Below are 13,280 nucleotides of genomic sequence, written 5' to 3' on the forward strand. Positions count from 1 at the left end.
CGCCGGCTGCCCACCCATGGTTCGACGCCGTCCCACGCGCGGTGTTCGCCAGCGGCTGCCGCGAGCCCCTCGAAGTGGGTGTCGTAGATGTGTTGGGCCGTCGCCGTCCGGCACGACAGCTCCCGCGCGTCAGCCGCGCCGAGCGGGAGGTGCCGCAGCCCGAGCAGCGCGGCGACGCCGTCCCGTTCCTGGGCGACGAGGCGGTCGACCCGGCGGCCGATCTGCTGGTGCAGGGCGTCGCGGGTGTCGAGCAGCCGCCGGTGGGCGGCGTGCACGGCGGGGCGCAGCGCGTCGGTCACGCCGGCGGTGGCGATGGCGCGCAGGATGCCGACGTCGCGCAGCCCGCCGGCGGCCTCCTTCAGGTCACCTTCCAGGAGGAAGCCAGTTCGCCGTGGGTCTCCCAGCGGGCGGCGGTGATCTCCCGCAGGCGCGGGAGCTGCCGGACGGCGGTGCGCCGCCAGTGGTCGGCGGCGGTTCGGATGAGCTGGTCGGCGAGGGCCTGGTCGCCGGCGACGTGGCGGGCGTCGAGCAGGCCGAGCGCGACCTTAACGTCGTCCTGGGCGACGGAGAGCGCCTCGGCGACGGTACGGACGGAGTGGTCGAGCCGCAGCCCGGCGTCCCAGATCGGGTACCAGAGCGAGGCGGCCAGCCGGTCGACGCCGGGCACCCCGGCGTGCAGCAGCACCAGGTCGAGATCCCCGTACGGCGCGCACTGCCGCCGCCCCAGTCCCCCGACCGCCACCAGGGCGACCCCCTCCCGCCGCCCAGGGAACACCGACGCCAACCAGCCGTCGACCGCGTCCGCCCGCGCCCGCCGCGCCTCCGCCCCGATCCCCCCGGGTACGCCGACGACCTCGTTGTTCAAGAAGTTCGCGTCACCGTCGCCGGGGTGTCCCGACGCGTTCTCCTTGATCAACGAGGTCATCGGGACGTCCTCAGAGGGCGTCGAGGCCGCGCTCGCCGGTGCGGACCCGGACGACCTCCTCGACGGCGGTCACCCAGACCTTGCCGTCGCCGATCTTGCCGGTCCGGGCCGCCGCCACGATGGCGTCGACGATCTTCTCGACGTCCATCTCGTCGGTGAGCACCTCGACCCGGATCTTGGGCAGGAACTCGACCGTGTACTCGGCACCCCGGTAGACCTCGGTATGCCCCTTCTGCCGGCCGTACCCCTGGACCTCGCTGACGGTCAGGCCGGCCACGCCGAGGGCGTGCAGGGCCTCCTTCACCGCGTCCAGCTGGTACGGCTTGATGACCGCGGTCACCAGTTTCATCCGAGTCGCGGCGTGGCAACCCGGCCGTTCAGGGCCGGGAGGAAACGCCGCTCCCTCCCTCCGGCGATCGTCCTACACAAATGGATAATAGAATGTTGCCTATGGGTGATGCGGTGAAGCGAACGTACAAGTACCGCTGTTACCCGTCCCCCGAGCAGGCTGAGCAGCTCAACCGCACCTTCGGCTGCGTTCGGAAGGTCTACAACTTGGCCCTCGACGCCCGCACCCGAGCATGGTCCGTGGATCGGCAGAGCACCACCTACGTGCAAACCTCGGCCTGGCTGACCGAGTGGAAACGCACCGATGAACTCGCTTTCCTGAATGAGGTCAGCTCGGTGCCGCTCCAGCAGGCTTTGCGGCATCTTCAGGCGGCGTTCGCCGCGTTCTGGGACCAGCGGTCCCGCTACCCCCGATTCAAGTCCAAGCGCAGGTCGAGAGCGTCGGCGGAGTACACCCGCTCGGCGTTCCGCTGGCGTAACAGGCAGCTCACTCTGGCCAAAATGGACGCTCCGCTGGCGATCGTTTGGTCCCGTCCACTGCCCGAGGGGGCACAGCTGTCGACGGTCACGGTGTCCCGGGATGCCGCCGGGCGGTGGTTCGTGGCCCTGCTGGTCGAAGATCCGACCATCAAGACGCTGTCGCCGGTGGACTCGGCGGTCGGGGTGGATGCGGGGATCACCAGTCTGGTCACCCTCTCCACCGGGGAGAAGGTCACGAACCCGCGGCACGAACGCGCCGATCGGCGCAAACTCGCTAAAGCCCAGCGGGAGCTGTCCCACAAGGCCAAGGACTCCCGCAACCGGGCCAAGGCCAGGTTGAAGGTGGCCCGGATCCATGCCCGCATCGCCGATCGGCGCCGCGACCTGCTGCACAAGCTGAGCACCCGACTCGTCCGCGAGAACCAAACGGTCGTGATCGAAGACCTCAGCGTGCGCAGCATGCTGCGAAACCAAAGCCTGGCCCGGGTGATCTCCGACGCGGCCTGGTCCGGCCTCCGCAGTATGATCGAGTACAAGGCCGCCTGGTACGGCCGGCAGGTGATCACCGTCGACCGGTGGTACCCGTCGTCCAAGACCTGCTCGACGTGCGGCCAGATCAACACCTCCATGCCGCTGTCGGTCCGCTCGTGGACGTGCTCCGGCTGCTGCACGACCCACGACCGGGACATCAATGCAGCGAAGAACATCCTCGCCGCCGGGCTGGCGGAGAGGTGAAACGCCTGCGGAGCTGACGTAAGACCCCACGGGAGTCCTCCCTACGGCAGTCGGTGATGAAACAGGAACTCTCACCGGTGACGGCGGGAATTCTGGTCTCCAGGGCCGGAAGGATGTCAAGTCCAACCCCTCCATCCAGGACCCCCCGGACCCAGGAACGTCAGCCGGCGACCTTCTCGCCCACCGGCGCGGCGGCCGGTTCGGCGGCGGCCTCCGGCGTCGGCTTCCCGGCACCCGGGGTGAGCCCGGCCATCGCGAACGCTCCGCCGCCGCTACTGCCGTGGTGGGCGAGAGGTCGTACGCGCTCTCCGCGTGCTCGGCGACGTCGATGCCGCCGACCTCGTCCTCGGTGCCGGTCCGCAGCCCGATCAGCGCCTTGACCGCAAGCGCGATCAGCACGGCCACCCCGAAGGAGTAGACCGAGACGATCCCGCTGGCCAGCGCCTGCCGGCCGAGCTGGGTGACCCCGCCACCGTAGAACAGGCCCTCGCTCGCGCCGAGGCCCTCGATGGCGGAGTTGACCTGGAGGGTGGCGAAGAGGCCGATGAACAGCGACCCGATCCAGCCGGCGACGAAGTGCACGCCGACCACGTCGAGCGAGTCGTCGAAGCCGAACCGGTACTTCAGGCTCACCGCGACGGCGCAGACCGCGCCGGCGATCAGACCGAGCAGGACCGACGGGAGCGGGGCGATGAAGCCACAGGCCGGGGTGATCGCCACCAGGCCGGCGATGGCGCCGGAGGAGGCACCGACCAGGGTCGGCTTCTTGCTGCGCACCCACTCCACCAGGACCCAGCCGAGCACACCGGCGGCCGTGGCGACCTGGGTGTTGACGAAGGCCACCGCGGTGGTGCCGTCGACGGTCAGCTCCGAGCCGGCGTTGAAGCCGAACCAGCCGAACCAGAGCAGGCCGCGCCGAGCGCCACGAACGGGATGTTGTGCGGCTTGAAGCTCTCCCGGGGCCAGCCCACCCGCTTGCCGAGCACCAGGACCAGGCCGAGCGCGGCGGCGCCGGCGTTGATGTGGACCGCGGTGCCACCGGCGAAGTCCAGCGCCTTGATCTTGGAGCCGATGAAGCCGCCGCCCCAGACCCAGTGCGCGACCGGCACGTAGACCAGGGTGAACCAGGCGAAGGCGAAGAGCAACCAGCCGGAGAACTTCAGCCGGTCGGAGACCGCGCCGGAGATCAGGGCCACGGTGATGACGGCGAACATCATCTGGAAGACCATGAAGACGTACGTGGGGATGCCGGTCCCCGCGCCGAGGAACAGCCACTCCTCGCCGATGAAGTTCGTCTGCGTGCCGAAGTACTGGGTGAAGCTGCCGATCACGTTGTTGGCCCCGGCGCTGTCGTTGGTGCCGAACGCCAGGGTGAAGCCGTAGATGACCCAAAGTACGGAGATGAGCCCGATCGCGGAGAAGCTCATCATCATCATGTTGAGTACGCCCTTGGACCGGTTGAGGCCGCCGTAGAACAGGGCCAGACCGGGCGTCATGAGCAGCACGAGCGCAGACGACAAGAGCAACCAGGCGGTGTTGCCGGTGTTGATCTCCACGCTGCCTCCTCTCGGTGTGGAAGTCCTCCCTCCGACTGAGACCTGGCAGCGTCGCCCGTCAGCCGGTTGCGCGGAAGCTTCGTCGCCGGCTGTTTCACTCAACGACCCCGGCCGATTTCCGGTCCGTGACGGTGTGTTTCGGACGTGTGAAGAAACCCGCACAGCCGCCGGGATGGGCGGCGGTGGATCGGCCGTACGGCGGGCGTCGATGGCCGGGCGACCACCGACGCCCCGCGACCCGGCCGATCAGCGCAGCGCGTACTCCAGGGCGTGCCGCTCGTAGTCGAGCAGCCGCAGGTCGCGCATCGGGCGGCGGAGGTGCCCCTTGTGCACGATCCGGACGAACGCCGGGTCCCCGGCCGCGGCCATCCGGCGGATGCCCTCCACGTGGTCGACGATCCGCTTGCGGACGGTCCGGATCAGCCGGTGCCGGTCCCGCGGGATCAGCCCGTACGCGTCGGCGAACAGGCGCAGCCGGCGCGGCCGGTCGGGGTGCTTCCAGCCGAGGGTGATCGAGTCCCGGTCGGCGAAGATCGGCACCCAGGTCCAGGCCGCGTACGCCACGTCGTAGATCCGCGCGCCGGGCGAGGCGAGGTCGAAGTCGATCAGCCCCAGGGTGCCGTCGGGCCGCCAGATCACGTTGTGCGGGGCGGCGTCGTGGTGGCAGATCACCTCGGTGTCCGGCGGGGGCGGGCCGAACGAGCGCCAGACCGCCCCCGGCGGCGGGGTGAAGCCGTACTGGGCGTCGTGGAACATCCGCAGCATGGTGGCCACGGTCACCAGCGCCTCGTCGGTGACCCAGTGCGGGGCGAGCGGGTACTCCCCGCACTCCCCCTCCAGGTACGACAGGACCTCCCGGTTGCGCTCGTCCATGCCCAGGGCGCGGGGCGCGCCGGTGAACCCGACGTACTCCAGGTGGCGCAGCAGGGCGTGCACGGAGGGCGTCCAGGGCCCGGCGTTGCGCCGGACCGTGTCGCCCACCCGGACCACGGTGCTCACGTTCCCGCCGTGCAGCGGGATCTCCTGCGAAGTCACGTACGGTCTCCCGAGGCGCGGCGACGGGTGGCTGGGTTCGCGCCACCCCGCCCAGGCGCGATCGTCAGTCGTCACTCGAGGTTACGCGTCCCGGGCGAGCGGCTCGGTGCCGAGCAGCGCGTCGACGAACTGCGCCGGGTCGAACGGGGCCAGGTCGTCCGGGCCCTCGCCGAGGCCGACCAGCTTGACCGGGATGCCGAGCTTGCGCTGCACGGCGATCACGATGCCGCCCTTGGCCGTCCCGTCGAGCTTGGTCAGCACCACCCCGGTCACGTTGACCACCTCGGTGAAGACCCGGGCCTGCTCCAGGCCGTTCTGCCCGGTGGTGGCGTCCAGCACCAGCAGGGTCTCGTCGATCGGGCCGTGCTTCTCCACCACCCGCTTGACCTTGCCCAGCTCGTCCATCAGGCCGACCTTGTTCTGCAGGCGGCCGGCGGTGTCGATCAGCACGGTGTCGACCTGGGTGTCGATGCCGCGCTTGACCGCGTCGAAGGCGACGCTGGCCGGATCGGCCGCCTCGGGCCCGCGGACGGTCTCCGCGCCGACCCGGCCGCCCCAGGTCTCCAGCTGGTCGGCGGCGGCGGCCCGGAAGGTGTCGGCGGCGCCGAGCAGCACCGAGTGTCCGTCGGCGATCAGCACCCGGGCGATCTTGCCGCAGGTGGTGGTCTTGCCGGCGCCGTTGACCCCGACGACCAGCAGCACCCCCGGCATGCCCACCTTCGGGTCGGCGTTCAGCGACCGGTCCAGCGTCGGGTCGAGGGCGTTGACCAGTTCGGCGGCGAGCAGGGCGCGCAGCTCGCCGGCGGAGCGGGTGCCGAGCACCCGGGTCCGCTCCCGGAGCCGGTCGACGATCTCCCGGGTGGCGTCGATGCCGACATCGGCCGTGATCAGGCTGTCCTCGATCTCCTCCCAGGCGTCCTCGTCCAGGTGGTCGCGGCTGAGCAGGCCGAGCAGGCCCTTGCCGAAGGCGTTCTGCGAGCGGGACAGCCGGGAGCGCAGCCGGACCAGCCGGCCGGCGGTGGGCTCGGGGACCTCGACGGCGGGCGCGGGCGGCGCCTCGACCACCGGTGGCGGTGCGACCAGGACTCCGGTGGTGAGGTCGGACTCCGCCGCTTCGACCGGCGGACCGGCCAGGTCCTCCTCGGCCCGGGTGTCGACCTCGGTCTCGGGCAGCGGCGGCTCCGGCCGCCGGCGCAGCCGGGGCACCACCAGCCCGAGGGCACCGAGGATCAGCACCCCGAGCAGGGCGAGCGCGATGAGGAGGTATTCCATCATGCCGAAATCCTGTCAGATGCCGGCGACGGCGTCTCATCGACCGCACCGGCCGGGGGTGCCGGCCGGCGGTAGGCTCGACGCCAGCCAGCTGTGGCGCGACCGCCGGCCGGGTAGTAAAGATGAAGTCCGCTCACCTCGGAGGTCGACCATGCCCAGCGCGCGCCTGCTCATCGGTCCGTTGCTGCGGCGGGTCGTCGGCACGCGGGCCACCGTCTGGGTCGAGACCAGCGCGCCCGCCGTGGTCACCGTCCGCACGGCCGACGGGGCCGCCGGGACCGCGCCGACCTTCTCCGCGTACGACCACCACTACGCGATCGTCGTGGTGGCGGGGCTCACCCCGGACAGCGCGACCAGCTACGAGGTGCTGATCGACGACGAGGTCGTCTGGCCGGTGCCGGAGAGCGGCTTCCCGGCCAGCGTCATCCGGACCCGGGCGGCCGACGACCGGGACCAGCCGGTGACCCTGATCTTCGGCTCGTGCCGGGAGACCACCCAGCACGCCACGGCCCGCAAGCTGCCCCCGGACGCGCTCGACGCGTACGCCCGGCGGCTGATCGCCGACCCGGACCGGGCCGCCCGGCCGGACCTGCTGGTGCTCCTCGGCGACCAGGTCTACGCCGACGTCACCTCGCCGACCGTGCGGCGGCTGCTCAAGCGGCGTCGCCGGCGGCCGAAGGAGGCCCCGGCGACCCAGGTGGTCAGCTTCGACGAGTACACCAAGCTCTACCTGGAGTCCTGGCGCGACCCGGAGATCCGCTGGCTGCTCTCCACCGTGCCGAGCGTGATGATCTTCGACGACCACGAGATCATCGACGACTGGAACACCTCAGCCGACTGGCGGGCGGACATGCGCCAGCAGCCGTGGTGGGCCGAGCGGATCCGCAGCGGGCTCGCCTCGTACTGGGTCTACCAGCACCTGGGCAACCTCGCCCCGGACGAGATCGCCGCCGACCCGCTCTATGCGAAGGTGAGCGCGGCCGAGGACGCCACGAGCGTGTTGCAGGAGTTCGGCGAGCGGGTCGACACCGAGGCCGACGTCGCCCACGACACCGAACGCTGGCGCGCCGTGCAGTACCAGTGGAGCTACGCGCTGGACCTGGGCCGCACCCGCCTGGTGATGCTGGACAACCGGTCCAGCCGGGTGCTCGACCCGGGCAACCGGGCGATGCTGCCGCCGGGCGAGTGGTCGTGGTTCCTCGACCGGGCACACGGCGTGTACGACCACCTGGTGGTCGGCGCCTCGCTGCCCTGGCTGCTGCCGCCGGGCATCCACCACGTGGAGGCCTGGAACGAACGGCTGGCCGACTCCCGCCGGCCGTGGGTGGCCCGCCTCTCCGAGCAGGTGCGCCGGGCCCTGGACCTCGAGCACTGGGCGTCCTTCGGCCGCAGCTTCGAGGCGCTGGGCGAGCTGTTCGCCCGGCTCGGCAGCGGCACCCCGGGGCGCCCCGGCGACCGGGTCGGCGCCGGGCCGGCGTACGCCCCACCGGCCTCGATCAGCGTGCTCGGCGGTGACGTGCACCACTCGTACGTGGCCCGGGTCCTCTTCCCCGACCCGGCCGTCCGCACCCCGGTGCACCAGCTCACCTGCTCCCCCATCCACAACCAGGTGCCGGCCGCGATGCGCCCGCTGATGAAGCTGGGCTGGTCGCCCGGCCCGGCGGCGGCCACCCGCGCCCTGGCCCGCTCGGCCGGGGTGCGCCGCCCGGCGGTGCGGTGGAAGAGGCTGGCCGGGCCGTACTTCGGCAACGCGGTGGCCACGCTGACCCACCGCGGCCGCTCGGCCGAGGTGATGATCGAGGGCACCACGAGCGACGGCCGGCTCCGCACCGTGGCGCAGCGCCGGCTCACCGACGCGGCCTGAGTACGCTCGCTGCCGTGGACGAGCACCTGCCGGAGACGCTGCGCGCGGTGGAGGACGAGCTGGCCGCGTTGCTGCGCCGCGGGCGGGCGCTGTCCTGGGAGATCGCCCGGGAGGTGCATCCCAACCTGGAGCCGAACGCGTACGGCCTGCTGCTCTGGCTGCGGCGCTGCGGCTCGATCCGGCTGACCGAGCTGGCCGTCCGGCTCGGCATCGGCAAGGGGACGCTCAGCCGGCAGATCCACGGCCTCGAGGGGCTCGGCCTGGTGCGTCGCGACCCGGATCCGGGCGACCGGCGGGCGGCCCAGATCAGCCTCACCGAGGAGGGCACCCGCCGGTTCGACGCGGCCCGGTCGGCCCGGCTCGGGCAGATGCGGCACACGATGGAGAGCTGGCCGAGGCGGGACGTCGAGGAGTTCGCCCGGCTGCTGCACCGGTTCAACGAGACCTTCTGAGCCATTTCCGGCGGGAATAAGACCTGCGCCACGTCAGGTTGTTGCTTGAGGCAACCAACCCGTACGGTTGCCTGGAGCAATCTTCTCCCCGACTTCCACCCGGAGGCACCCCACGATGAGCCAGGCGACAGCGCCCACCCGGGCGACCGCCGTGGACATGAACCACCGGCAGATCCTGGAGGCCCTCTCCGGCCTGCTGCTGGGCATGTTCGTCGCGATCCTCTCCTCCACGGTCGTCTCGAACGCGCTGCCGCGGATCATCACCGAACTGCACGGCGGCCAGTCCGCGTACACCTGGGTGGTCACCTCGACGCTGCTGGCCACCACCGCGACCACCCCGATCTGGGGCAAGCTGGCCGACCTGACCAGCAAGAAACTCCTGGTCCAGCTCGCCCTGACGGTGTTCGTGCTGGGCTCGGTGCTGGCCGGGCTCTCCCAGTCCACCGGGCAGCTCATCGCCTGCCGGGTGCTCCAGGGCGTCGGCGCCGGTGGTCTGACCGCGCTCGCCCAGGTGATCATGGCGTCGATGATCGCGCCACGGGAGCGGGGCCGCTACAGCGGCTACCTCGGCGCGGTGATGGCCGTCGGCACCATCGGCGGCCCGCTGATCGGCGGCGTGATCGTGGACACCGACTGGCTCGGCTGGCGCTGGTGCTTCTACGTGGGCGTGCCGTTCGCGATCCTCGCCCTGATCGTGCTCCAGAAGACCCTGCACCTGCCGGTGGTCAAGCGGGAGGTGAAGATCGACTGGTGGGGCGCGACGCTGATCACCGCGGCCGTCTCGCTGCTGCTCGTCTGGGTCAGCCTCGCCGGCGACAAGTACGACTGGATCTCCTGGCAGACCGGCGTCATGGTGGTCGGCGCGCTGCTGCTCGGCGTGCTCGCCGTCCGGGTGGAGAACCGGGCCAGCGAGCCGATGATCCCGCCGCGGCTGTTCCGCAACCGCACCATCACCCTCGCCGTGGTGGCCAGCATCGCGGTCGGCGTCGGCATGTTCGGCGCCTCGGTCTTCCTCGGCCAGTACTTCCAGATCAGCCGCGGCGAGAGCCCGACCATGTCCGGCCTGATGACCCTGCCGATGATCGGCGGCCTGCTGGTCTCCTCCACGCTCGTCGGCCGGATCATCACCAACACCGGCCGGTGGAAACGGTACCTGGTCGCCGGCTCGGCCCTGCTCACCGCCGGCTTCGCGTTGATGGGCACGCTCCGCTACGACACCCCGTACTGGCAGCTCAGCATCTACATGGCGCTGATCGGCATCGGGGTCGGCATGACCATGCAGAACCTGGTCCTCGCCGTGCAGAACACCGTGGGCCCGCACGAGCTCGGCGCCGCCAGCTCGGTGGTCGCCTTCTTCCGCAGCCTCGGCGGCGCGATCGGCGTCAGCGTGCTCGGCGCGGTACTCGGCCACAAGGTCAAGGACTACATCGCCGACGGCCTGGCCGGGCTCGGCATCCCGAGCGCCGGCTCGGGCAGCGGCGGAGTCCTGCCGAACGTGCACACCCTGCCGGCCCCGATCCGGACGGTGATCGAGTCCGCGTACGGGCACGGCGCCGGGGACATCTTCCTGGCCGCCGCCCCGTTCGGGCTGATCGCCCTGATCGCGGTCTGCTTCATCAAGGAGGTGCCGCTGCGCCGGCACAACGGTGACCCGCTGACCGACGAGGTCGAGCGCGAGTCCACCGTGGCCGCCGGCGGCGGGGCCTCCGTGGTACGGACCGGCGTGCAGGACTGACCCGATGAGCATCCCGGTCGATCGTGAGGAGTACGGCCCGGAGGCCCGTCCCCTGCCGTTCGAACGCGGCACCGACGGGCCCCGGGTGGTCCTGGTCGGCGTGGACGGCACCCGGACCTCGCTGCGTGCCGCCTCGTACGCGGCGGGACTGGCCCGCCGGCAGGGCGCCGGGCTGGTCGTGGTCTTCGTCAGCTCCCCCGCCGCCTACACCGGACTGATCTCCGGCGTGGTGGCGGGGGCGGTGCAGCAGACCCACGACGAGCTCGCCGCCGAGCTGCGCGAGGAGTGCCGGCGCGGGGCCGAGGAACTGGGCCTGCCGGTGACGTTCCTGTGCCGGCGCGGCGACGCGTACACCGAGCTCTGCAAGGCGGCCGACGAGACCGCGCGGACCTGGTCGTGGTGGGGTCGTCGGAGCAGGCCGGGCACCGCCTGGTCGGCTCGGTCGCCACCCGGCTGGTCCGCACCGGCCGCTGGCCGGTCGTCGTGGTGCCCTGATATTGCGTCGCGGCTGTCGGACCCGCCGACCAGGATGGCCGGCATGACCTGGAGAGCGCCGGAGATCACCCGGACCAACGAACCGTACGTCGCCGACGAGCGGACCATGCTGGAAGGCTGGCTCGACTACCACCGGCAGACCCTGCTGATGAAGTGCGCCGGCCTCACCGCCGAACAGTTGAAGACCCCCAGCGTGGAGCCGTCGGGGCTGACCCTGCTCGGCCTGGTCCGGCACATGGCGGACGTGGAGCGCTGGTGGTTCCGGATCCGGGCCGCCGGCCAGGACATCGCCGGCCTCTACGACGCCGAGGAGGACCCGGACGCCGACCTCAACGCCGTCGCCGACGCCGACCCGGAAGCCACCTTCGCCACCTTCGCCGCGGAGGTCGAGGCCGCCCGGGCCGCCGCCGCGGACCTCTCGCTGGACGACACCTTCCTGCGTCGCCGCCCCGACGGCAGCGCCGACGAGATGAACGTCCGCTGGGTGTACGTGCACATGATCGAGGAGTACGCCCGGCACAACGGCCACGCCGACCTGATCCGCGAACGCATCGACGCGTCACCGGCGACTGACGCGTGATCCACTCCAGGTCGCGAGGTGGCGGTGTCGTCCCGATCGGGCTGCCGCCACCTCGGCGAGACGGAGTCGCCTCAGTACGCCAGCGCCGCCCGCAGGTAGCGCAGGTCGTCCGGGCCGCCCCAGCGAAGCGCGGAGAGCCCGGCGGCGCGGGCGCCGCGGACGGCCCGGTCCTCGTCGTCGGTGAAGAGCACCCGGGCCGGCGGGGTCTCCAGCGCCGCACAGGCCGCCTCGAAGTACTCCTTGGCCGGCTTGTGCACGCCGATCACCGAGGAGTTGACGACAACGTCCAGCTCTTCGGTGAGGCCGAGCGCGGCGATGTCCGCGTCGAGCAGGTCGGTGGCGTTGGTGCCCAACCCCACCCGTACGCCGGCCGCCCGAACCTCGCGGAGGAACGCGAGCACGTCCTGGTCGACCTCGCCCCGGTAGCGCTGCCACTCCTCGACGGCCGCGCGGGCCCGTGCGGGGTCGCCCACCGAGGGGGTGAGCGCCTCGGCCACGCTGGTCATCCACTCGGCGTGGCTGACCTTGCCGGTGAGCACCGGCTGGAGCAGGCCCCAGGACATGGCGATCTCACCGAGGACGCCGTTGGGGAGCCCGTAGTCCCGCTCGACGCCGGCGGCCACCGCCGGGTCCCAGCGGCGCAGCACGCCATCGAAGTCCACCAGGAGCGCCGTCGCGCGTTCCCGAGCCACTAGTCGTTCTCCTCGCCGCGGCCAGGCCGCTCGTCGTCCTCGGTCCGGTTGAGCCGTTGGCTGATCACCTGGGTGACCCCGCTGCGCATGGTCACCCCGTAGAGCGCGTCGGCGATCTCCATCGTCCGCTTCTGGTGGGTGATGACGATCAGCTGACTCTTCTCCCGCAACTGTGCCAGCAGCGTGATCAGGCGTCCCAGGTTCACGTCGTCGAGGGCCGCCTCCACCTCGTCCATGATGTAGAACGGGCTGGGCCGGGCGCGGAAGATCGCCACCAGCATCGCCACCGCGGTCAGCGACCGCTCGCCGCCGGAGAGCAGCGACAGCCGCTTGATCTTCTTGCCCGGCGGCCGGGCCTCGACCTCCACGCCGGTGGCGAGCAGGTCCTCCGGGTCGGTGAGGATCAACCGGCCCTCGCCACCGGGGAAGAGCACGGTGAAGACCTGCTCGAACTCCCGGGCGGTGTCGGCGAACGCGCTGGCGAAGACCTCCAGGATCCGGTCGTCCACGTCCTTGACCACCGTGAGCAGGTCCCGCCGGGTGGCCTTGAGGTCCTCCAACTGCTCGGAGAGGAACTTGTAGCGCTCCTCCAGCGCGGCGAACTCCTCCAGCGCGAGCGGGTTGACCTTGCCCAGCAGGGCCAGCTCCCGTTCCGCCTTGGCGGCCCGCTTCTCCTGCACCGGCCGCTCGTACCGGACCGGCTCGGGCACCGGCAGGCCGTCCCGTTCGGCCGCCGCCACGTCCACCTGGGTGGGCGGGACGAGCTGGGCCGGGCCGTACTCGGCGACCAGGGTCTCCACGTCCAGGCCGAAGTCCTCGGCGGCCTTGGCCTCCAACTGCTCGATGCGCAGCCGCTGCTCGGCGCGGGCCACCTCGTCCCGGTGCACCTGGCTGGTGAGCCGCTCCAGCTCCGCGCCGAGCCGCTTGGCCGCACCGCGTACCTCCTGGAGCTCCGCCTCGCGGGCGGCGCGCTCGCGGGCGACGCCGTCGCGGTGCTCCTCGGCCCGGGCGATGGACTCGGTGAGCCGGGTCAGGGCCTCGCGGGCGCCGCCGGACCACGGCCCGGGCGATCGCCGCGCCACGGGTCCGGGCCGCCCGCCGGCCGCCGCGC

The 13,280-nt window shown here is 71.8% G+C and carries 9 protein-coding genes and 4 pseudogenes; 6 read left to right on the plus strand and 7 right to left on the minus strand.

The window, feature by feature from the left end:
• Both JNW87_RS24410 and JNW87_RS24415 read right to left on the minus strand, forming a co-directional pair.
• Positions 1-925 (minus strand): annotated as a pseudogene (locus JNW87_RS24410) ([protein-PII] uridylyltransferase); the annotation flags it as partial.
• Positions 926-935: 10 nt separating this feature from the next.
• A complete protein-coding gene (locus JNW87_RS24415; RefSeq protein ID WP_238454452.1) occupies positions 936-1,274 on the minus strand; it encodes a P-II family nitrogen regulator in 339 nt (112 codons plus the stop codon).
• 113 nt (positions 1,275-1,387) lie between these two features.
• Between JNW87_RS24415 and JNW87_RS24420 the strand changes: the two genes are divergently transcribed.
• Positions 1,388-2,488 (plus strand): transposase, encoded by a 1,101-nt coding sequence (locus tag JNW87_RS24420; protein WP_238454453.1) that lies wholly within the window; start codon positions 1,388-1,390, stop codon positions 2,486-2,488.
• Between the two features lie 160 nt (positions 2,489-2,648).
• Here JNW87_RS24420 and JNW87_RS24425 read toward each other — a convergent pair.
• The 3 genes and pseudogenes from JNW87_RS24425 to ftsY all read right to left on the minus strand — a co-directional run bounded on the left by JNW87_RS24425 (position 2,649) and on the right by ftsY (position 6,354).
• A pseudogene (locus tag JNW87_RS24425) lies at positions 2,649-3,984 on the minus strand (ammonium transporter).
• Positions 3,985-4,290: 306 nt separating this feature from the next.
• Positions 4,291-5,154, minus strand: a complete 864-nt coding sequence (locus tag JNW87_RS24430) for an aminoglycoside phosphotransferase family protein (protein WP_201749709.1) — start codon at positions 5,152-5,154, stop codon at positions 4,291-4,293.
• Between the two features lie 6 nt (positions 5,155-5,160).
• The gene (gene ftsY / locus JNW87_RS24435) at positions 5,161-6,354 is read right to left on the minus strand and encodes a signal recognition particle-docking protein FtsY (RefSeq protein ID WP_109802543.1); all 1,194 of its coding nucleotides are present in this window, start codon (positions 6,352-6,354) and stop codon (positions 5,161-5,163) included.
• Positions 6,355-6,502: 148 nt separating this feature from the next.
• Between ftsY and JNW87_RS24440 the strand changes: the two genes are divergently transcribed.
• The 5 genes and pseudogenes from JNW87_RS24440 (at position 6,503) to JNW87_RS24460 (ending at position 11,477) form a co-directional block, all read left to right on the plus strand.
• Positions 6,503-8,215: an alkaline phosphatase D family protein gene (locus tag JNW87_RS24440; protein WP_238454454.1), complete on the plus strand. Its 1,713-nt coding sequence runs from the start codon at positions 6,503-6,505 to the stop codon at positions 8,213-8,215.
• A gap of 14 nt (positions 8,216-8,229) precedes the next feature.
• The gene (locus JNW87_RS24445; protein WP_238454455.1) at positions 8,230-8,667 is read left to right on the plus strand and encodes a MarR family transcriptional regulator; all 438 of its coding nucleotides are present in this window, start codon (positions 8,230-8,232) and stop codon (positions 8,665-8,667) included.
• 115 nt (positions 8,668-8,782) lie between these two features.
• Entirely contained in the window at positions 8,783-10,402 is a 1,620-nt protein-coding gene (locus JNW87_RS24450; protein WP_238454456.1) for an MDR family MFS transporter, read from the plus strand.
• Positions 10,403-10,406: 4 nt separating this feature from the next.
• Positions 10,407-10,897 (plus strand): annotated as a pseudogene (locus tag JNW87_RS24455) (universal stress protein).
• Between the two features lie 43 nt (positions 10,898-10,940).
• The gene (locus tag JNW87_RS24460) at positions 10,941-11,477 is read left to right on the plus strand and encodes a DinB family protein (RefSeq protein ID WP_238454457.1); all 537 of its coding nucleotides are present in this window, start codon (positions 10,941-10,943) and stop codon (positions 11,475-11,477) included.
• A 71-nt stretch (positions 11,478-11,548) separates the two neighbouring features.
• On the opposite strand, the gene JNW87_RS24465 is transcribed toward JNW87_RS24460, so the two are convergent.
• A complete protein-coding gene (locus JNW87_RS24465; protein WP_238454458.1) occupies positions 11,549-12,169 on the minus strand; it encodes an HAD family hydrolase in 621 nt (206 codons plus the stop codon).
• A pseudogene (locus JNW87_RS24470) lies at positions 12,169-13,280 on the minus strand (chromosome segregation protein SMC); the annotation flags it as partial. The pseudogene JNW87_RS24470 and the gene JNW87_RS24465, both read right to left, overlap by 1 nt.

This window comes from Micromonospora sp. ATA51 (assembly GCF_016802855.1).
Classification (GTDB): Bacteria; Actinomycetota; Actinomycetes; order Mycobacteriales; family Micromonosporaceae; genus Micromonospora; species Micromonospora sicca.

Coding starts and splice junctions, on each gene's coding strand:
- JNW87_RS24460 (WP_238454457.1), top strand. CDS start 10,941: ATGACCTGGAGAGCGCCGGAGATCACCCGGACCAACGAACCGTACGTC.
- JNW87_RS24450 (WP_238454456.1), top strand. CDS start 8,783: ATGAGCCAGGCGACAGCGCCCACCCGGGCGACCGCCGTGGACATGAAC.
- ftsY (WP_109802543.1), bottom strand. CDS start 6,354: ATGATGGAATACCTCCTCATCGCGCTCGCCCTGCTCGGGGTGCTGATC.
- JNW87_RS24415 (WP_238454452.1), bottom strand. CDS start 1,274: ATGAAACTGGTGACCGCGGTCATCAAGCCGTACCAGCTGGACGCGGTG.
- JNW87_RS24440 (WP_238454454.1), top strand. CDS start 6,503: ATGCCCAGCGCGCGCCTGCTCATCGGTCCGTTGCTGCGGCGGGTCGTC.